13 protein-coding genes are annotated in these 20,354 nt (G+C 61.7%); 7 read left to right on the forward strand and 6 right to left on the reverse strand.

Translation table 11 applies throughout. From position 1 onward, the window contains the following. Positions 1–19: 19 nt before the first annotated feature. From tssM to NKH02_RS01195, 6 genes are all read left to right on the forward strand, one after another. Positions 20–3,583: a type VI secretion system membrane subunit TssM gene (gene tssM / locus NKH02_RS01170; RefSeq protein WP_352875727.1), complete on the forward strand. Its 3,564-nt coding sequence runs from the start codon at positions 20–22 to the stop codon at positions 3,581–3,583. Between the two features lie 158 nt (positions 3,584–3,741). Continuing rightward, complete coding sequence (locus NKH02_RS01175; RefSeq protein ID WP_352866743.1) at positions 3,742–4,521, forward strand: PP2C family protein-serine/threonine phosphatase; 780 nt, start codon at positions 3,742–3,744, stop codon at positions 4,519–4,521. Further along, a complete protein-coding gene (locus NKH02_RS01180; protein WP_352875728.1) occupies positions 4,521–6,995 on the forward strand; it encodes a serine/threonine-protein kinase in 2,475 nt (824 codons plus the stop codon). Before NKH02_RS01175 ends, NKH02_RS01180 begins: the two co-directional genes overlap by 1 nt. 105 nt (positions 6,996–7,100) lie before the next feature. Beyond that, on the forward strand, positions 7,101–7,511 hold the full coding sequence (locus NKH02_RS01185; protein WP_352875729.1) for a DUF1036 domain-containing protein: 411 nt from the start codon (positions 7,101–7,103) through the stop codon (positions 7,509–7,511). After that, positions 7,508–9,877, forward strand: a complete 2,370-nt coding sequence (locus NKH02_RS01190) for a M23 family metallopeptidase (protein ID WP_352875731.1) — start codon at positions 7,508–7,510, stop codon at positions 9,875–9,877. Before NKH02_RS01185 ends, NKH02_RS01190 begins: the two co-directional genes overlap by 4 nt. A gap of 209 nt (positions 9,878–10,086) precedes the next feature. Further along, on the forward strand, positions 10,087–11,715 hold the full coding sequence (locus tag NKH02_RS01195; protein WP_352875732.1) for a caspase family protein: 1,629 nt from the start codon (positions 10,087–10,089) through the stop codon (positions 11,713–11,715). A gap of 59 nt (positions 11,716–11,774) precedes the next feature. Here NKH02_RS01195 and NKH02_RS01200 read toward each other — a convergent pair whose 3' ends face one another. Beyond that, on the reverse strand, positions 11,775–12,311 hold the full coding sequence (locus NKH02_RS01200; protein ID WP_352875734.1) for an OmpA family protein: 537 nt from the start codon (positions 12,309–12,311) through the stop codon (positions 11,775–11,777). Between the two features lie 191 nt (positions 12,312–12,502). Here NKH02_RS01200 and NKH02_RS01205 point away from each other — a divergent pair, with 191 nt between their 5' ends. Next, complete coding sequence (locus tag NKH02_RS01205) at positions 12,503–13,078, forward strand: DUF6931 family protein (protein ID WP_352875735.1); 576 nt, start codon at positions 12,503–12,505, stop codon at positions 13,076–13,078. Between the two features lie 47 nt (positions 13,079–13,125). Here the strand turns inward: NKH02_RS01205 and NKH02_RS01210 are convergent, their stop codons facing one another. From NKH02_RS01210 to NKH02_RS01230, 5 genes are all read right to left on the reverse strand, one after another. Continuing rightward, entirely contained in the window at positions 13,126–14,370 is a 1,245-nt protein-coding gene (locus tag NKH02_RS01210) for a caspase family protein (protein ID WP_352875736.1), read from the reverse strand. A gap of 7 nt (positions 14,371–14,377) precedes the next feature. After that, the gene (locus tag NKH02_RS01215) at positions 14,378–15,478 is read right to left on the reverse strand and encodes an OmpA family protein (RefSeq protein ID WP_352875737.1); all 1,101 of its coding nucleotides are present in this window, start codon (positions 15,476–15,478) and stop codon (positions 14,378–14,380) included. Positions 15,479–15,765: 287 nt separating this feature from the next. Beyond that, the gene (locus NKH02_RS01220) at positions 15,766–17,076 is read right to left on the reverse strand and encodes an HlyD family type I secretion periplasmic adaptor subunit (RefSeq protein ID WP_352875738.1); all 1,311 of its coding nucleotides are present in this window, start codon (positions 17,074–17,076) and stop codon (positions 15,766–15,768) included. Further along, positions 17,076–18,821, reverse strand: coding sequence for a type I secretion system permease/ATPase (locus NKH02_RS01225; RefSeq protein WP_352875750.1), 1,746 nt, complete (start codon positions 18,819–18,821; stop codon positions 17,076–17,078). The genes NKH02_RS01220 and NKH02_RS01225 overlap by 1 nt, the downstream gene beginning before the upstream one ends. Before the next feature lie 804 nt (positions 18,822–19,625). Further along, entirely contained in the window at positions 19,626–20,135 is a 510-nt protein-coding gene (locus tag NKH02_RS01230; RefSeq protein WP_352875740.1) for a hypothetical protein, read from the reverse strand. Positions 20,136–20,354: the final 219 nt, after the last annotated feature.

Genomic DNA, 20,354 nt, shown 5'->3' on the forward strand with positions numbered 1-20,354 from the left:
CGGACAGTTGGAAGCGGCCATGACGCGTTGGCTGCCGCGGATCTTCAGCATGATCGCGCTGGCCGGCCTCGCGGCGGCGGTGTGGTTTGCCGGACCCTTGATCCGCTTCGCCGATGCCCGTCCTCTCGGACCTGCCTGGCCGCGTGCGACTATCATTGGTGTGATCGTGGCAGCGCTCGCGCTTTTCCACGGCCTGCGTTTCTGGAAAGCGAGAAAAGCGCAAAAAGAGCTCGAAACCGTGGTCGCACACAACGACGACCGCGATGACGACTCGCGGGTGCTCGAAGCCCGCATGAACGAAGCGATCGCTGCGCTCAAACGGTCGAGCGGCAAGCGCAACTTCCTCTATGAGATCCCCTGGTACATCGTCATCGGCCCGCCTGGCGCGGGCAAGACTACGGCACTGGTCAATTCGGGTCTGAATTTTCCGCTGGCCGGTTCGGGTGATGCCCAGCCAGTTGCCGGCGTTGGCGGAACACGCGCCTGCGACTGGTGGTTTACCGACCAGGCCGTGCTGATCGACACCGCGGGACGCTACACGACCCAGGATTCCAATGCCGAGAGCGACAAGAAGAGCTGGCTCGCCTTATTGTCGCTGCTCAAGAGATACCGCACACGGCAACCGATAAACGGTGTCATCCTGGCCATCAGCCTTGCCGACCTCATCAGTTCCGACGATCAGCAGCTTGACGCTCACGTCGTCGAGATACGCAGTCGCCTGCGGGAAATCCACGAGACGCTGAAAATCCAGTTTCCGGTGTATCTGCTGTTCACCAAGGCCGACCTGGTTTCCGGGTTCATGGATTACTTCGGCGGCTTCGACGAGCCCCGCCGGCGCAAGGTATGGGGCGCGACGTTCCAGACCACGGATCGCAACAAGAACATGGCCGCCGAGGCGCCGGCCGAATTCGATGCACTGGCAAGACGCCTGGTAGAGGACATGCCTGACCGTCTTCAGGAAGAGGCTGATCCGGTCGCGCGCATATCCGTCTTTGGCTTTCCGGCACAATTTGGTGCGCTGAAAGGCCGAATTTCGAATTTCATCGCCAGCCTGTTCGATCCGACCCGCAGCCAGGTGAATGTCAGCCTGCGTGGACTCTATTTCTCTTCAGGCACGCAAGAGGGAACGCCAATCGATCAGGTGTTGGGCGCGATCGGCCGCAGCTTCGGCGGCAATGCCCGCGCCCACCTTTCCGGAACCGGCAAAAGCTTCTTTTTGCATGATCTGCTGACGGGCGTCATTTTTGCCGAATCCGGATGGGTTTCGTATGATAAATCGGCAGTAAGACGTGCGGCGATCGCCAGATTCGGGGCGCTTTGCGCCATCGCGTTGATCGCGGCGGCGGCCCTCGGCACCCTGGCCCTGAGCTTCACAGCCAACAGGTCGTTGATCGCCTCCACCACGCAGGCCATGAGCCAGTATCTCACGACCGCGGACGCGCTGCTCAAAAGTACCGAGGTGACCGATGTCGACCTCGAAAACGTCATTGGCCCGCTCGACCAGTTGCGCAATCTGCCGGCTGGATTCGAAACTGGTGACCTGCCGACACCGATCGAGGAGACGTTCGGCCTCAGCCAGCGGGACAGACTTCTTTCGGCATCCAAGACGGCTTACCGACAAGCGCTGGAACGAATGCTCCGATCGCGCCTGCTGATCCAGGCCGAGCGGACTATCCAGGCCAAGATGGCTGATCCCGCCGCGCTCTACGAGCCCTTGAAAATCTATCTGATGCTTGGCGGCAAGGCGCCGAAGGTCGACGACGCGTTGGTCATTTCCTGGATGAAGCAGGATTGGGAGCAGAACCGGTATCCAGGTGAAAACAACCGCGAAGGACGCGAGCAGCTCGAAAAGCACCTGCGCGCCATGCTTGCGTTGGACGATGCCTACGATCCGGTTTTCGAACTCAACCGGCCGCTCGTCGAAGCCGCTCAACGGTCGCTCGGGCGCATGAGCCTGGCCGACCGTGCCTCCGCTTTGGTCAAATCCGCAGTATACGCGGCAGCGTTGGATGATTTTTCTGTTTCCCTGAAAAGCGGCCCGGAAGCGCAGCTGCTGTTCGAGCGTGTCGATGGCGGCGATCTGTCGGGCCTTCGTGTTCCCGGCATCTATACCTACGCCGGCTTCAATAATTTCTATCTCGTGCAACTCTCCCGCATTGCCCAGATGCTCGTCGACGACCAGTGGGTCCTCGGTGGTGGGGGCGAGCAAGGCGGCATCGATCAGGAGTTGCCCAAGCTCGGCCCCGAACTTCTCGATCGCTATGGGAAGGAGTTCGCAACGGCGTGGAACGGTGTTCTCGACGGGTTGAAGTTCAAAGCGATGCTGAAGGACAAGCCACACTATATCGCGCTTTCCGCCGTCGCCTCGCCAGCCTCGCCGATCGAACAGCTGTTTACCGCGATCGCCGACGAAACGGCGCTGACGCGGGACGCTGCTTCCAGCAAGGATTCAGGCACCGGGCTTGAAGACGGCGCGGTTCAAAGCCAGTCACAGGACGCCGCGAACATGGCCAGAGGCCTGGCTCGCATCGGCATTCAAATCGCCACCGGAAAATCGCAAAGCCGTGCCGGCACAGGATCCGCGGCAGCGCAGAACCAGAACCCGGGGGCCAACATCGAAGCGCAGTTCAGATCGTTCCAGGCCTTGGTGGGCGGTGCCGCCGGGCACCGCCCGATCGATGCATTGACCCAGAATTTCCGCGATATCTACCAGAGCCTGCAACTGGCGACCGATGTTCCCTCCCAGACTGAACGCATCAACGCGAACCTGCAGCTCCAGATAGCTACCCTTCGCGCCAATGTCTCGCGATTGCCTAAACAACTCGGCCGGATGGTCAACGCGACGGCGGACGAGTTTGAAGGCAACGTCGCTGAGACCTCGGTGGCGAATTTGAACCAGATGCTCGACCAGACGGTCACACAGCCCTGCGAGGCGGCGGTCAACGGCCGTTATCCTTTCGCGGGCAATGGTAGCGAGGACATCGCGATTGCGGATTTCGCGAAATTGTTCGCCCCTGGCGGGCTGATGGACCGGTTCTTCGCGCAAAATCTCGCATCGCTGATCGACATGACCGGTCAGGACTGGAACTGGAAACAGGATGCGCGCTTCGGGCGCGACCTGACGAAATCGACGTTGAAAAACTTCCAGCTGGCGGCCGAAATCCGCGGAGCCTTTTTTCCCCAGGGCGGTTCGGTGCCCTCGGTGAGCGTGACCTTCACGCCATTCTCACTGCATGGCGATGCCGATGCGGCGGTGCTCGATGTCGACGGCCAGACCGTCCAGAGCAACCAGGCGGGCAACGCGCCAAGCACGGTGACCTGGCCGAGCGGCACGGCCTCCGGGTCCGCCAGCCTCAATCTGACGCCGGAAATGCCAGGCCGCGAATCCACCATCAAGTTCGAAGGGCCGTGGGCGCTGAAGCGGCTGCTGGACAAGGCGACCATCACTGGCAACGACAACAATGTTGAAGCGCGGTTCGTGATCGGCGGGCGCGACGTCACCTATACGATCCAGACTGGTACCGGCCCCAACCCCTTCTTCCTTCCCGCACTTTCCGGATTCAGCTGTCCGAAGGCGTTTTGAGATGGACTTCGAGCCTTTCAGGGCGATGAGACCCTGCATGTGCCTCGAGCGCCAGACCTTAATTTCGGTACTCTAATGTTCGAGCCTGTGGCAAAGTGGCTTGAGCGGGCGCCTGGCGGTGTGCCGTAGAGGGCGCTTGAGAAGCGCTTGGTGGCAAATTGAACGATGTCGCCCTTCCCGTTGAAAGCTTCGGCGTGAGCCACAAAGGCTGTGTCCGCGAGCACAATGAGGACAGCTATCTGCTCGAGCCACGAACCGGCCTCTGGGTGGTGGCCGACGGAATGGGCGGGCATGAGGCCGGAGAGGTCGCCTCGGCCAGCATTGTCGACCATCTGGCGACGATCGGCATCGCAAGCTCCGCGCCGGATTTGCGGGCGCGTTTCGAGGACAGGCTGAGCCGGGCCAATGCCGAGATCCGCGGCATATCGGAATCCCGCGGCATAACCATCGGTTCAACCGTAGCCGCCCTGTTGGCGATGGACGGGCGGTTTGCCTGCCTGTGGGCGGGTGATAGCCGGGTTTATCTGATCCGCAACGCCTCGATCTCGCAGATTTCGAAAGACCACACCGAAGTCCAGGAACTCCTCGATCGAGGCATGATCACCGCAGCCGAGGCGCTCACCTGGCCACGCCGCAATGTCATCACGCATGCGGTCGGCGTCAGCGACGAATTCGTCATCGATTTCCAGCAAGGCGAACTGATGCCGGGGGACATTTTTGTGTTGAGCACCGATGGGCTGACAGCGCATGTCACCGACGCGGAGATCGAGGCCGCTGTAGTATCGGCGACACCTCAGGCGGCGTGCGAAAATCTGCTGGAAACGGTGCTGACGCGGGGCGGAACGGACAATGTCACCATTGTGCTGGTGAAGATCGGCAACGAGCGCAACGGACAATCGCTCCACCCTGATTTGTCCAGTGCGGAGGGCCAAGGCTAATGAGCGCCGACGACAAGACGCGGATATCGCCGCAGGTGGCCAACACCGCCGTAGGCACGCAACTCAGCGGCATCTATGAACTTGACGAGCGGATCGCATTCGGCGGCATGGGCGAGGTCTACCGTGGCCACAACATCCAGACCGGAGACCACGTCGCGATCAAGATCGTTCTGCCCGAGTTTGCCCGTGACCAGACGATCCTGTCCTTGTTCCGCAAGGAGGCCTCGATCCTCAACCACCTGTCGCATGATGCGGTCGTGCGATACCACGTCTTCACGATCGATCCGGGGATCGGCCGTCCCTACCTTGCCATGGAATTCGTCGACGGCGAGTCGCTGTTCGACATCATGCGGCGTGGGCCGATGCCGACGGAAGAGGTGTGCAAGCTCTGCCATCGCCTCGCATCCGGCCTGAGCGCCGTACATCAGGCGGGAGCAATCCATCGCGATCTCTCGCCGGACAATATCATCCTGCCAGGGGGCCGGGTCGACCGCGCAAAGATCATCGATTTCGGCATTGCGCGATCAGCGACCGTAGGCGGGGAGACGCTGATTGGCGGAAAGTTCGCGGGAAAGTACAACTACGTTTCGCCCGAACAGCTCGGCCTGTACAGCGGCGACGTAAGTGAACAGTCCGACATCTACAGCCTTGGGCTGGTGCTGGCCGCCGCTCTGCGCGGCAAACCGATCGACATGAGCGGATCGCAGTTCGAGATCATCGAAAAGCGCCGGGTCGTGCCCGATCTCTCCGACATCGACGACGATTTTCGTGGCATTGTTGAATCCATGCTGCAACCGGATCCGCGAGACCGGCCAGTCAGCATGGCGGACATCGCCAGAATGACACGTGGCGAAGACGAAGGAACGATGCCGCCGACGTCCAGGACACCCCGCGACCGGCCAGGTTTGCCGCCAGCCGGGCAAACCCTTGCTCCTGATCCCCAGGGCCAGCCCCAGCCGTCCAATGTCGCGGGACACAAGGCGCCGACGTCAACTGGCCCGGGCGAGCAGCGCTTCGTCCCGCATGTCCGGCCCGCGCATTTGTCCGATCCGCAGCCCTCGCCGGTCGCCGGTCCTCCACGCGCGGTCACGGCGGATCTGCCCGGAAAATCCACGAGGACCCGAACCATCGCGATCGCTGCCTTGGCGACGCTGGCTGTCGCCTCAAGCGCGGGCCTGTATCTGAGCGGCTTCATGACGCCTGCTACGCCAACTGTCGGCAAGACGTCGCTTTCCGCGCCCGAACCAACAAAGCCTGTACCGGAAACGTCGAAGCCAGCCCCCACGGACAAAGTCGCGAACGCCCCTGAGCCTGCAAAGGCAGTTCCGCCCGCGCAGCCGGAGGCCAGCGTACCGCCGGCTGAAGATCAGCCAGACGCCGCGGCGGCTCAAAAGCCGCAACCGGCCAAGCCCGCCGAAGTCCCTTCGAAGACCGAGGAGCCCTCGAAGCCGCCGGCAATGGAAGCGCAACCGCAAACAGAGGCGAATCCGCCGCCGGCTGGAAGCCAGGCAGATGCCAAGGCTGTGCAACCGCCGGAGCCGGCGAAGTCCACTGTCCCCGCGCAAACCAAGGAACCTCCGAAGTCATCGGCAACGGACGCCCAGCAGCCGTCCGAAAAGACACCGCCGGCCCAGCCAGCGGTTGTGGAGAGCCCAAAGCCCGAACCACGGATCAGCCAGCCGGCAGTGCCCAAGATGACCGCGCCGACGCCCAAATCCACTGCAAGCCAGACGGATGCCGCGAACGCAGAGAACCAAAAGGCGATGTCGCCGGAAACCAAACAGCCGAACCCTGTCGTCGCATTGAATGTGCCCAAACCAGCGATCCCGCCGGTGGCCGACGACATCGCGCAGCGAGTCTCCTGGGTTCGCGACTTCAGCGGTGGCGACTGTTTCTACGCGACCATGACGTCGGCAACCGACAACGCCGCCGCGATCGAAGGATTTGGAACGGCGGTCCAGCCGTTCGAACAGATGCTGGGCGATTTCCAGGCAAAATTCCATGTCGAGCCGGACATCAGCGTCCGCCTCATTGAGCCGAGCCAATGCGAGGTCACCAATTTTCTGCGCTTTCTGGGGCAGACCGCGGCCGACAAGCCGCGGCTTGTTCTCGACCGGACATCGGTGCCGAACGGTACGCCGATCAGCGGTACGCTGGTAACGCGTGGCGGGCTCATTTCCAGCGTGCTGCTGATCGATCACAAAGGCATGGCGTTCAATCTCGACGACCGCGTCGTCGCACAATCGGACAAGGCTACCTTCAGCATCCCGATTGGTCTCGGCGCCGCCGACAAGGCCGCAGGAAAGGCCGAGCCGCAGATCATAATGGTGATCACGGGGCCGCAGGATATTCAGGCGGCTGCGTTCTCCACGCCGACGCCGGCCTCGGTGCTGCTGCCCAAAATTCTCGAGGAAATCGAGACCAACGGATCTCAGTTTTCAGCCACTGCCAAGTATTTCCGACTCGGCGGATAGCATGGGCGCCCGATGGAACTCCGCTCGTGTTTGCCCCACTCGTCCGCCGACTTGCCTGTAAGGCGGCGTGACCCGGTCCGAGCCGTGCTTGCGCTCGGGGGCCGCATGAAGCTTGCGGTCATCTCGGGCGCCGCGCTGCTGAGCGTGCTGTCATCCGGCGAAGCGCGCGCCGAATTCACGGTCTGCAATCAGACTCTCGACGTCGTCAATCTCGCGGTCGGCCAGAAGATCGACAATGCGGACCAGACCGACGGCTGGTGGACCATCGGCGCAAATCAATGCGTGAACGTCATCCGGGAGGAACTGACGAACCGCTACATCTACATCTACGCAACTGACGTCTTCGGCCACGCGATCCTGACAGGGTCGACCGACATGTGCATCGAACGGCGACGTTTCTCCATCCGCGGCATCGACGAATGCTGGCAGCGCGGCCATATCGCCGCGCAATTCCTCGAAGTCGACACGCTCGAACAGGTGCGGTGGACGTTCTTCCTGACCGGAAGCAGCCCGTGACGCACAGTATCGACACGAGCTTCAGGCAGAAAAAGCAGGCGCGCCTTGCGCTTCGCAGACGCAAGCTCTGGCGCCGGCTGCTTGCCGGTCTTGCCTCGATTGTCCTGCTGTCGATCGCCGTCGGCTTCTACCTCACAGCGGACTATTGGTCGTTCGGCGACGAAGACGAAGAACTGCACGCGGTTGAAGGGGTGGACGACGTGCCGGCCGATGCCTCGGTCTATGTGCCTGCCATCATCGACCTTGCCGGGGATCCGATGTGGATCACCCTTGCCCCCGACGCCGACACCACGTCGAAAGGCCATTCGATCGCGAGGCCGACGGATCTCGATCAGGCCGGGGTTTCTCCGCGGATCGAAATCCTGTCGGATGTGATGCTCAGCGCCAGCGAAAAATTCATGACGACGATACCGTCGACGCAGGAGGACTTCGCATTCTTCCAGGCACAACGGCAGACCGCCCCGCCACCGTCCGACGATCCGCAGGACGATCTCCAGCCACCGGCGGGGGACCTGCAGAACGATCTTCAGCCCTCGCCTGCTCCCAACGAGACCCCGTCTGTCCCGGGACAGCAGATGGGCACCGACGATCCCGAAGCAGGCTGGGGTGAAACAATCGATGCAGGCGAGGCAGCCCTTCCCGCATTCCAGAAAACACAGATCGAAAACAACACGAGTGTCGCAACCGTCGCGAATGAGTACCAGCGGTTCGAGGCAACAGGAGACACGTTCGTGAAAATCCTCAACGACCGCAGTTTGGATAGTGTCGCTCTCGATGCCCATTTTTCGGCCGAGGACGCCAAGCTGGCGGGGGAAGCGATGAAGGCGCTTTTCAACCGGGAAGGCCTGGAACCGGGTTATGTCGTCGCCATGCGCGGTTTCAGGCCGACGCGCGAGACGACATCGATGTCGCTCATGCAGGTGTCGATCTACGCCAAGAACGTCTTTGTCGGCACGCTGACGCGCAATGCAGCGGGCGTTTTCGTATCGGGTGTCGATCCTTGGGTCCGGGAAGATCTGTTCAACTATTCGGGCGCGCCGCAGGAAGGCACGCACAAGCGGCAGTATCGCCTCCTCGACGCAATCTATTCGACGGCGGCACGCAACAAGGTTCCGACCGGCGTAATCGGCGAAGCGATCATGTACCTGTCGAGAGGACAGGATCTGGACGCCTTCGCCAGCGAGGACCAGCGCCTCGTCCTGATCTATTCACAAACGCCGCGCGGCAAAAGCGAGACCGACGGACGCGTGCTGTATGTCGGTGTGCAGGGTACTGAAAAGAGCCTCGAATGCTTTGTCTTCCAGCAGAGTGACGGTCAGTTTGCATGCGTTACGGGCGATGATCAGGTTCGCTCGCTGACGGTCACCAATGGCATGGTCACGCCGGTCAACGGGGTCATGACATCCACCTTCGGCCCACGCAAGCACCCAATTCTGGGCGTGGTTCGCATCCACAAGGGCGTCGATTGGGCGGCCCCCGTCGGTACGCCGATCGCAGCCGCCTTCGAAGGCGAGATCACCTTCCAGGGCGACGGCGGCGGTTACGGCAATTTGGTGAAGATTGCGCATGCCAACGGGCGCGAGACGCGCTACGCGCATATGCAGAAATTCGCAATCGCAAGCGGTGTCGGCACGAAGGTGAAGGCCGGTGACATCATTGGCTATATAGGCACCACCGGCCTGTCGACCGGGCCGCATCTGCATTTCGAACTCTATCTGAACGGCGAGGCGATCGATCCGCTGGGCACGGTGACGGCCGTCGCGGTCGCAACGAACGATACCGCCGTCGAAACGCTGACCGACCGTATCGTTCATGTCGAAAGCGGTGGCAGCGCCCGCGCCAAGAACCCAAATTCTTCAGCAACCGGCGCCGGCCAATTCATAACAAAGACCTGGATCCGGATGATGAACACCTACCGCCCTGAACTTGCACGAACGCTGTCGACGGCCGACCTGCTCGCTCTACGCTACGACGCCACGATCTCGCGCGAGATGGTGCGAAATCTGGCGCGGGAAGGCGAAGCCTATCTTCGGGCACGCGGCCATCAGATCACAGCCGGCCGGCTCTATCTCTGCCATTTCCTGGGCATGGAAGGCGCGCATCAGGTGCTGTCGGCGTCGGGTGCGGCGCAACTGAGCGCCGTGCTCGGGTCCGCCGTCATTCAAGCCAACCCCTTTCTCACGGGCAAGACCGCCGGCTATGTCGTCGATTGGGCCGAAAGGAAAATGGGCCAAAAAATTGCTCGGGTCACGACTGACGCCAGTCCTCGGACAACGACAACGGAAATCCGCCAGACATCGCCTGAGTTCGAAAAATACAAACAGGCCGTCACAGCCCTCATAAGTTCAATTCAGAATACGATCTGAGCCGCGCCGTCGCGGCATGGGCCTCTCAGACTATTGGTGCTCCCGTTGCCAAGTGTTAATATAGGCAACTTTTTTGGGCTTTGTGAACCAAAACGGTGGCCAGGGCACATATGCCCAAGAGTCATTTTTGGCATAAGCGACCTTGTCGCTGACGAAATTTAGCATGCGCAGACATCAATAGTGCGCCCTGATGGGCGGAGGGTTGGTCCATGAAAGCGTTCGCTGTCTTTCTAAGCGGGATTATCCTGTTTTTCCTTGCCGCGTTCGGCGCCCAGGCTGCCACGCCTGGCGCCAAACGCGTCGCGCTGGTGATCGGCAACAGCAAATACGTTCATGCTGTTACCTTGCCCAACCCCGCCAACGATGCCCACCTGATCGCATCGACGCTGCGCAATGCCGGGTTCGAGGTGATCGAGGGGGTCGATCAGGACAATGCAGGCATGCATAGCCTCATCAGCCGGTTCACCGAACAATCCTACGAGGCGGACCTCGCGGTCATTTTCTATGCCGGTCACGGCATGCAGGTCGACGGCAAGAACTACTTGATACCGGTCGACGCCGAATTGACCACGCCAGCCTATCTCAAGACCCGTACGATCCAGATCGACGATTTCATGGCCGCGTTGCCGCCGGACCCGGCAATTGGCGTCATCATACTCGATGCCTGCCGCGACAATCCGCTGGCAAGGACACTGGCGGCCTCGCTGCCGAAAAGCCGCTCCACCTCGTTGGGCACCGGCCTGGCGCCAGTCGAAGCAAAATCGGACGGCATTGGAACCGGCGGCCTGCTGATTGCCTATGCAACGGATCCGGGCGCCATCGCATTCGACGGCAACGGGGTCGACAGTCCTTACTCAACGGCGCTTGCCAGGCATCTGACCGAACCCGGCGTGGAAATCCAGAGCGCGCTAACGCGCGTGCGCGGCGAGGTGACCGAAACCACGCAAGGTCGCCAGAGGCCGTGGCACAACGCATCGCTGGGACGCGAGGTTTTCCTGGGAAAGCCCGCCTCGGCAGCGGCGCCTGCTACAAATCCAGTGGCCGACGCGTCGAACGCCGCGGCGGCATCGACACCCGCCCCTGTTGCCAGTGATCCTCCCTCCTGGGAAGTCGAGCAGCGCCTTTGGGATGAGGCTTCTAAGCGCAATTCAATTCCGTTCTACGAGGCCTATCTCGACCAGTTTCCCAACGGCCGCTTCGCCACCGTGGCACGGCTGAACATCGACGAATTGAACGACCCGAAAGCTCAAAACCGGCAGGTCGCTGCGCTCGATACGGACCAGGCGAACGCCAGTTCCGGCTCTGCCGTGCGCACCTCGGTGGGCGTTTCGGACGAGATAAAACAAACTCCGGGTACCGAGTTGACGGAAGGTGCGATCGGCCTTGATCGCCAAGGACGTATCGATCTGCAATTGCGCATCGAAGCGTTGGGCAACGAGCTTGGCCGCATCGACGGAAACATAGGCCCGCAGACCCGTCAGGCGATCGGCATCTGGCAAGCAAAGAACGGTTTGCCGCAGACCACCTATCTGACGCGCGAGCAACTGTCGTTCCTCGTGATCCAGACAGATCCGATGATGGAAGCGGTGCGCGCCAGATATGCTGCCGATCAGGCCCGCGCGACGCAGCCGAAGCAGCAGGTGGTAAAGAAGGTCCGCACGCAGAGACCGGTGGCACAGAAACCCCGCAAGCAACAGCAGGTCGTTCAGAGGCAGCGCAACCGCGACACCGTGGTGCGGCAGGATGATCCGCCGCCGCCGCAGGACAATAACGACTTCCTGACCAAGGCGCTGATCTTCGGCACCGGTGTGGCTGTGGGCGGCGTGCTCAAGAACTGACCACCGGCGTACCAAGGCCTATTGGGCACGGTTTCTGGCGGTACTCAGCAGCTGGCGCGCTATTGCGTCTTTATCCGCATTTCCACGCGGCGGTTGGCCGGATCGTACGGGTTAGGGCTGCGCGGATTTTTTTCGCCCATGCCGATCGGGTTGATGCGGGTGGCTTCGATACCGCTGGCCGTCAGGTAGGCTGCCACCGATTGCGCTCGTCGTTGCGACAGGCCTTCGTTGTAATGCACCGTGCCGGTGGCGTCGGTGTAACCCTCGACGACGAAACTGAAGGTGCTTAGCCGCTGGTCCTTCAGGGCCGTGGCGAACTGGTCGAGTTCACTACGCGCTGTCGCGTCTAGTTCAGCCGAATCCAGCCCGAAATTGATCAGCATATCGAGGCTGGATTTTTCTGCCGGCGCGTCTTTCGCCTTGCTCTTGCTTTTGCATTCCTCCTCGGTGCCGACACAAATTCCACGCGACTTGCCGAGGTCGGCGGCACCAGCAAAAAACTTCACGATGTCTTCTGATTTCTGAACCGGGTCGGCGTAAGCGTGGGTCGAGAAAAACACGACCGCCAACACAAAGGCTGAACTGCCCCACTGCATAGCGGTTACTCCTGTTTGAGCATCCGATTTCGATGGTCGTGATCATACCAAACTCCGGGGTAATTGTCTGTCGATAAACGCCAGGGGATACGGCGGCGCCGGCAGTTGTTGCAGCGTCACCGGTTGAGACTTGACCCGCGCCGCGCCTGAGGCTTGAGTGGCCAAAGCTCCTCGATGGAAGCGTAGCGGTCATGGCCAACGGGCTCCGATTCAAGACGGCACGGGATCTCTTCATGGCTTGTCCCGCTGTTGCCCGGGACATGGGAACCCTTCCAACCGAACAGCACTCGGTCGCGTTTTGCCGCGACCTCCTCGCCGGGCGCGTTCCCGAGGAAGCGATTACCTTCTGTGCCTACCTGCTTCCCGAGCGGGCCTCGGTCTGGTGGGCGCATGAATGCCTGAGCCACCTGACGGACCTGCTCCATGAGGCCGATCACGAATTGCTTGCGCATGTTCGTGACTGGGTGGGTGAACCGGACAGTCCACATCATCGAGCGACAATCAGCACAGCCGCGGCGACACCGCCAACGACCCCGGTCGGCTGGATCGCTTTGGCCGCGGGATGGCATGACAATGGCTCGGCCATGGCGCCGACGATGGTATCGGCCTTGCAGCCATTTCCTGCCGCCCATGCGGTCAATGCCGGTGTTCTTGCCGGGCTGGCGCGTGTCGCACTGGCGGACCGCTTTGCCGTTCTTTCCGCGTTTGTCGAAATGGGCATCCAGATGGCCGAGATCGAGGCGCTGCGCCAATCAGCGAATGCATAATAGATCACCCGATAGAACCGGATGGGCGATGCCATCACCTTACAGCCCTACTTGCAGCCACCCTGAGCCCATTTGGCGAGCGCCACCTTGAAGCGTGTTCCCAGCGGATGTTGCAGGCGCAAAACAGAGACATCGTTGGCGGCGAAATTTTTCGCCTGATCGCACAGCCGGGCCTCGTTCCATTCATGGCAGCCGTCGCAGTGCTTGCCCTCCCAAACCGACTTGTCCAATCCCTCGACCGGGCTGAACAGGGGCTTGCCCTTGATCAACTGGGCAATGCTCTTGCCGTCGATTGCCGGATCGCCGAAATCGATCGGATGCTCGAAAAGGATCGGTGCATCCGATGCCAGCTTGGGGATTTTCCGACGCAGCACATCGAGCGCAAGCTGATCGTCGCTCTGGCCTGACGCACTTGCCGCGCCGGTGTTGCGCGCGTCGGATCCGCCTTCGGTCTGAGGCGCACTCGCCTCGCCCACGATCAATGGTGCATCGAGATCAACCTTGCGCAGGACGACTTCCCTGGTCAGCGAAAGGTTGATCCAGGGACTCTGCTTGCCGGCGGTTGCATTGAAGACGTCGCTGGCAACTCTGTTCATCGCCTCGGTAATGGTGACATTGGATGCGCCGATATGCCGGAGCAGCGCCGAGGTGAAAGGCGAATGTTCGCCCGACCCGTCAAACGCCAGTTGATTGGGCCTGGCGGCGAAAGCGACGAGGGTGCCGGCGCCATCATTCTCGATAGGAATCTCCGCAAGGCCGCTGCTTGCACCGTTGACGCCCGCGGTCCTGGCCAACACCTCGGCGAGGGGATTGTCGCGGCATGCGTCGAGAAACACTAGCCTTATGCTGGTCTCGCGCGACATCTGGAGCAGAATGAAATCAACCGGCACGGCCTCGAAGTCGAGGGAGGTCTCGTCCTCCAACGCGGCGTCGACCGGAAGCAGATAGTTCTTGCCCGAAACCTGCAAGCCGTGACCGGCGTAGAAGAACAGCGCTATATCGGCACCACGCACCTGTTTTGCGAATTGGGCGATCGTCGCCTGCGTCCGCGGCTTGGTCAGGTCGAAGCCCGAAACCACCTCGAAGTCGAGCTTCTTCAACCGCTCGGCCATGGCCTGGGCGTCGCGCACCGGGTTGGCGAGCGGCGGCGCGTGCTCGTACTGGGAGTTGCCGAGGACAAGTGCGACGCGGCGCTGGGCACTGGCGGCCGTCAAAGTCAAAAGCAAGGCGAGCGCCGCAAGGCCGGCGGCGCGAAAGAGGCCGCCGCAACGGGCGATCCGATCGCAGCTCACCGGAACCTCAGAGCTTGGTAGCGGAAAACTCGATCCGCCGATTGAGCGCCTTGTTCTTGGACGTATCGTTGGCGGCAACCGGCCGCTCCTCGCCATAGCCGGTCGCTGTGATCTGGCTGCGAGGAATGCCCGCGGCAACAATGGCGTCGGCAACCGCCTGGGCCCTCCGCTCCGACAGTTGCTTGTTCGCCTCCGGCGATCCATCGGAATCGGTATAACCGGAAACCTCGACCTTGAGGCTCGGGCATTTGCCGACGACACCTTCAACCTCTTCAAGCAGCGGCCGGCTCTTCGCATCGAGCCGCGCGCTGGCCGGCCGGAAGTAGATGGCGCCGGTGCGCGAAAGCACGGCGAACCTGTTCAGGCATTCCTCGTCGCTGAAGTTCGCCTTGGCGGCGTCGGTGGTAACGGGCCCCACTTCGGCCGAAGTCGCCGCGGCGGCCTGGGTGGCGGCCGGCTTGCTGCCGTCGGCGGTGAAGACGAAATCGAACGACACCGACGCGGTTGGCACGATGTTGGTCACATTGGCCGCCTGCTGCAGCTTGTCGACGTTGGGCAACAAGCCGAAATCCTCCACATGGACAGCGACCGGAGCCTCCGAAGCGACCGACACCATGTTATCGCTGATCATGGTGACGACGATGCTGGCCTCGAGGTCCTTGTCGACGCCGTGCAGATTGAGACGGAAAGGCAGCGTCGACTTCACCCTGCGCTTTGTCGCGAGATCGGCGAATGCGGCGGGATCCACCTTCGCCGTCAGCTCGGCCGTCGGGTACTTGAATGTCTCGAAGAACAGGAAGCGCATGCGGACATTGCGCAGGTCGACACCGGTGTCGACCGAATTGAGGTCGAACGTGACCTTGGCATCACCCGCCGAGCTGAGCGTGCCGGTGATGTTCCTGATCTTGTTTGTCTCGACGATCGTGTTCTTCTTGACCGACTGGTAGGTGATGACTGAAGCTGTGGGATCGAGCGTCCAGTTCGGCGCGGCGCTGGCGGCTTGCGATCCGAGCAGCAGCAAGCCGGAAAGCGCGAGGATCAGGCCAAGACCTCGTGACGCGGGGCCTTTCGATGTTGTCTTCCACCATAATGCGACGACTTCGTACATGGAACGCCCCTGCCCAGGACAACCGTATCGATACCGACACCAAGCAGGAGCATAGAGCACTTGCGGCTGGTTGGCGAGCAGTTGCGCCGGTCGTCGCGAAAGCGTGAAAATATCGCTCGCGCTCGAGTTGCGGAATGGCGCACGGCGATTCTATGCCGTACCGCCGGGAACCAGAACGTCGGGGACAATTCGTCGGCCTGGACATCGGTCCAGACTGACCTGCGGCATAGCAACAGGCGTCGATGCCACTTCTCCGATGCCCTCGCCTTGAGCCGCCCTTACCGCCGTCACTCTTCCCGGAACGCCCGCTGGATCTGATCGGCCAGCGGCTTTACGAGGTAGGAAAGCATGGTGCGGCTGCCGGTCGAAAAGAACACTTCGACCGGCATTCCAGGCGCCAGGGTCAGCCCTTTCAGCCTGGTGAGCTCCGTGCGCGGCAGGATGACATGCACGGTGTAGAAACCCACGCCGCTTCGCTCGTCGATGCTGAGGTCCGCGGCGATCTTGCTGACCGTGCCATTCAGTTCCGGCGTTACGCGCTGATTGAATGCCGACAGCCGCAGGGTCGCGCTCTGTCCGGGCGTTAGTTGATCGATGTCCTGGGGCGCCACGCGCGCTTCGACCGTCAACGCGTCCGCCACCGGGACGATCAGCGTGACCAACTCGCCCGGGGAGATAACGCCGCCAACCGTGTGCACACCGAGCTGGTGGACCACGCCATCCTGCGGGCTGCGGATATCGATGCGTTTGAGCTGGTCTTCGGCCGAGACCTTGCGCTCGACGAATTCGGATATTTTTCCCTGGATGTCACGCAGCTCGCCGGCAACCTCGCTGCGCAAATCCTGATCGACCTGGATGATCTGCAGCCGGGTTTCCGCAACGCGGCCCTTGGCCTGGGCGATGGATGCAGTCAGTTGTCCATGTTCGCCTTCAAGGCGGACCGCGTCGCGCTCCAGCGCCGTCATGCGGTCGATCGAGATGAGCTTCTTGAGCCACAATTTACGGATGCTTTCGAGTTCGGTGCCGATCAGCTTGATTTCCTGGCTCTTGGCCGCCCGCTGCTCCGTCAGACCGGACGACTCTTCGGAAAGCTGCGCGATGCGCTCTTCCAGCTGGGCCTTCTGGCCGGCGCGTGCCTGCCGGCGAAATTCGAACAGCGACTCCTCGCCGGCCATGGCGCGCGCGACGACGGCGTCATCCTGCCGTGAGATCAGCGAGGACGGAAAGACGATGCTGTCGTGGCCGTCGCGCTCGGCTTCGAGCCGGGCCAGGCGCGCGTCGAATTCGTCAAGCCCCTTGGTGACGATCGCCAGATTGGCCCGGGTCACGGTCTCGTCCAGACGGACCAGAACCTGGCCGGCTCGCACGACGTCTCCTTCCCGCACCAGGATTTCGCCGACGACGCCACCGGTTGGATGCTGGACCTTCTTGACACTGGAATCGACAACCAGCTTTCCCGAAGCAATGACTGCTCCCGAAAGCTCGGTGACGGCGGCCAGGCTTCCTGCGCCTCCGACAAGAAGAATGCAGGCCGCAACGCCGCCAAGCAGGTAGCGTCGAATGGTGCGGTCAATCGTGGATGCCGTGCCCTGCGCCATCAGGATGCAGTCTCCTCAGGCCCGGACACGACCTTCAAGGGAACTCCGCTCGAACGGGTTACCTTGTTCAGGACTTCGCTCTTCGGTCCGAAGGCCTGGACGCGGCCGTTGGCCATCACCAGCACCTGATCGAGGCTTGCGAGCGCGCTCGGCCGGTGCGCCACGACCACGGCGATACCGCCGCGCGCGCGAACCCCCTGGATGGCTTCCGTCAACGCCGCTTCGCCCTCGGCATCGAGATTGGAATTCGGCTCGTCGAGGATGACGAGGAAGGGATCGCCATAGAGAGCCCGGGCGAGCGCCACCCTCTGCCTCTGACCAGCCGACAGCGCCGACCCGGCCTCGCCGATCCGTGTCTCGTAGCCCTCCGGCAAATGCACGACGAGATCGTGAACACCGGCCGCCCGGGCCGCCGCCAGTATCTTGTCCGAAGCGGCCCGAGGCTCGAAGCGTGCGATGTTTTCGGCGATGGTGCCGTCGAACAGCTGCACATCCTGCGGCAGATAGCCGATATGACTGCCGAGCTCTTCCGGCGACCACTGGTCGAGCGTTGCTCCATCCAGCCTCACGGTCCCACGCATGGGCAGCCATATCCCGGCAATCGCGCGCACCAGCGACGACTTGCCCGAAGCGCTCGGGCCGACGATGCCGAGCCCGGCGCCCTTCTCCAGCGCAAAGCTGGCGTCCTGGACGACAACGCGGCGTTCCCCCGGCGGCGTGACGCTGATGGCTTCGACCTTAAGAGCGGAGGTCGGCGCCGGCAGGTCTACGCTGGTTGCGGTTTCGGGAAGCAGTGCCAACAACTGGGTCAGCCGGGCCCAGGCCTGGCGGGCATTGACGAAGCCTTTCCAGTGCGCGATCGCCAATTCGATCGGCGCCAGCGCCCGGCCCATCATGATCGAGCTGGCGATCATGATGCCGCCCGTCGCCTCCTGATGGATGACGAGCCAGGCGCCGATCGCCAATATGCCCGATTGCAGCATCATGCGCAGGATCTTCGAGACCGTTCCCAGCGTGCCGGCCAGATCGCTGGCTTTCGCGTTGGTGCTGAGATAGTCGGCGTTGATGCCGGACCAGCGCTCGGCGATGCGTGAGCCAAAACCCATCGCCTGCAGAACCTCGACATTGCGGCGCGTCGCCTCCGCAAGTGTGTTACGCGCGGCCGCCTGGCTGTTGGCTTTTTTGGCGGGCTCGCGCGTGCGGGCCTCGGCAAACACGGTCAGGCCGAACAGAATGACGGCGCCGGCCAGAGCCGTCATCCCGATCCAGAAATGGAAGAGGAAACATATGCCGAGGTAGAGCGGCATCCACGGCAGGTCGAAAAGAGCCGTCGGTCCGACGCTCGACAGAAACGACCGCACCTGGTCGAGATCGCGCAGCGACTGCAAGCCATCGCCTGCCAGCTTGGTGCGCAAAGGCAGGCGCATGAGGGCGGCATAGACCTGGCCGCTCATGCGCGCGTCGAGCGCCATGCCGATGCGCACCAGCAGGCGCGACCGGATGAGCTCGAGCACGCCCTGGAAGACGAACAGCGTGCCGGCAAATACCACAAGCCCGACGAGCGTCGGCACGCTGCGGCCGGGAATGACGCGATCATAGACCTGCAGCATGAAGAACGAGCCGGTCAGCGCCAGGATGTTGACCACGCCGCTCATCAGCGCGATGCCGGCAAAGGCGCGGCGAAACGAAGCCAGAACCGCCGCGAGGGTCGTTCGCGGCGGCTCTGATGGGGGGGACTGCGGCATCGCGTTCAAGTGCATTTCAATTCAGGCATCAAGCTGAACTCCAATTCGGACATCAAGCTGCGATGGACTGGAAATCGTCCTGATGCAGGTTCGCCAAAAGCGACGTTCTTCAGGGTTCGAGCAAACGGCACGCCAGTTCCGGCCCGCTCAAACCTGACACACATAAGATCAACACTGCCAAGCGTGGCGCGCCCGACACCATGAAATTCCCCGCCGCATTTCTGGGTTGAGGCGATCGCCGCGCTACCCCCGCAAGCAAAATCGCTAACACATCCGTGATGGCCTGTTAAGAGCCCGCTAAGAAACGGGTTAAGGAAATCTTCATTCTATTCATAAGAAGAATCTTATTTACACTTTTATGTATTGTACATGTATGGACAAGACTCATTTCGGCACGATCAAACCAGACAACTCCCAACCGATCCAAGTATTATACCGCCTGCCGTCGGCACGGCCATTGGCGACCCCAAGGGCAGTGGTGTGCCGGATGTTCATGCCGAAGGCTGCAGGGCAACTCCAACCTGCCAGGCAGTGGTGACCGAACTTGGCGAACGGCTGCAGACCCTCAAGACAACAAAAGCTGTGACTAATCGGCCTGCCGCGCCTTGGCTAATGTCCGCATCACCTCGGCATTTGTAGAAAGCCTCGGCAGAGAATCAGTCGGGTGGCGGGAGGCTGGTTGTGCCGGCACTCAACGCCCAGGTTCTGGATTTCTTCGACTGGTGACTCGACGAACTGCGAGAGGTCTGGATTCGGCTTGCCGGCTTGCCACAAGCGACCAGTTAGATTTAGATGCTTCTTTGATCATTGCTTAGTGAACGTGCCGGTGTAGGTCTGGTCGGCAAGCGTAACGGTTCCGGCCAAGGTTCCCTCCGGCAGCATCACAAGACTGACGTCCGCGCCATTCGGTAGGCGCCCAAGTTTCAATGTCCTGCCCAATATTTTTCCAGCGCCGGCCGCCTCCCCCGGATTGTTGTCGCCCAGATTTCCCCACGCAAAGGTGACTGTCACTTGGCCATTCGGAGAAATCGTCTGCACAGCGACTTTGGCTTCAGACGTCCCCTCCAATCGTCCAGTCCACATGCCCGAAAATGCAGCGTACTTTGTCGGAACGCCCTTCGCAGGGGGAGTGATCGTCACGGATTGATCCACGATTGCCGAGTCAGGAGGAACCGCGCCGGGATCCAAGGCGAGTGGAGGAGGAACGGCAACAGCATCTGACGCAGGCTCGATAGTGGCGGATTGGGGCACTGCGGGAGCCGACTGGCAAGCGGCCAGGGCAAGAGCCAGGAAACCCAGCATCATGTTCCGCATCAAGTTCTCCACCTCGTTCCCAAGCTATCGATGGCGCCCAGACCCGCCGAATTGCACGTCATTCCACGCCACGGCCCGAGGGGATACCGCCGAGTGTTCGTTATTGCTCGCAGGCCTCTCACTCACACTCGACGCACGGTACACGACAGTCAGGGTGAGAACGGGATGATGTGTTTGGATTGAAGATTCCTCAGCAAAAGGATCTTCGCCCATGACACT

The organism is Mesorhizobium sp. M1396 (assembly GCF_040317725.1).
GTDB lineage: Bacteria > Pseudomonadota > Alphaproteobacteria > Rhizobiales > Rhizobiaceae > Mesorhizobium.

Bases quoted from the DNA above. Each gene is read 5' to 3' on its own strand.
- tssM (WP_352875727.1), top strand. From the start codon at position 20: ATGACGCGTTGGCTGCCGCGGATCTTCAGCATGATCGCGCTGGCCGGC.
- NKH02_RS01180 (WP_352875728.1), top strand. From the start codon at position 4,521: ATGAGCGCCGACGACAAGACGCGGATATCGCCGCAGGTGGCCAACACC.
- NKH02_RS01185 (WP_352875729.1), top strand. From the start codon at position 7,101: ATGAAGCTTGCGGTCATCTCGGGCGCCGCGCTGCTGAGCGTGCTGTCA.
- NKH02_RS01195 (WP_352875732.1), top strand. From the start codon at position 10,087: ATGAAAGCGTTCGCTGTCTTTCTAAGCGGGATTATCCTGTTTTTCCTT.
- NKH02_RS01200 (WP_352875734.1), bottom strand. From the start codon at position 12,311: ATGCAGTGGGGCAGTTCAGCCTTTGTGTTGGCGGTCGTGTTTTTCTCG.
- NKH02_RS01205 (WP_352875735.1), top strand. From the start codon at position 12,503: ATGGCCAACGGGCTCCGATTCAAGACGGCACGGGATCTCTTCATGGCT.
- NKH02_RS01215 (WP_352875737.1), bottom strand. From the start codon at position 15,478: ATGTACGAAGTCGTCGCATTATGGTGGAAGACAACATCGAAAGGCCCC.
- NKH02_RS01220 (WP_352875738.1), bottom strand. From the start codon at position 17,076: ATGGCGCAGGGCACGGCATCCACGATTGACCGCACCATTCGACGCTAC.
- NKH02_RS01225 (WP_352875750.1), bottom strand. From the start codon at position 18,821: ATGCCGCAGTCCCCCCCATCAGAGCCGCCGCGAACGACCCTCGCGGCG.
- NKH02_RS01230 (WP_352875740.1), bottom strand. From the start codon at position 20,135: ATGCGGAACATGATGCTGGGTTTCCTGGCTCTTGCCCTGGCCGCTTGC.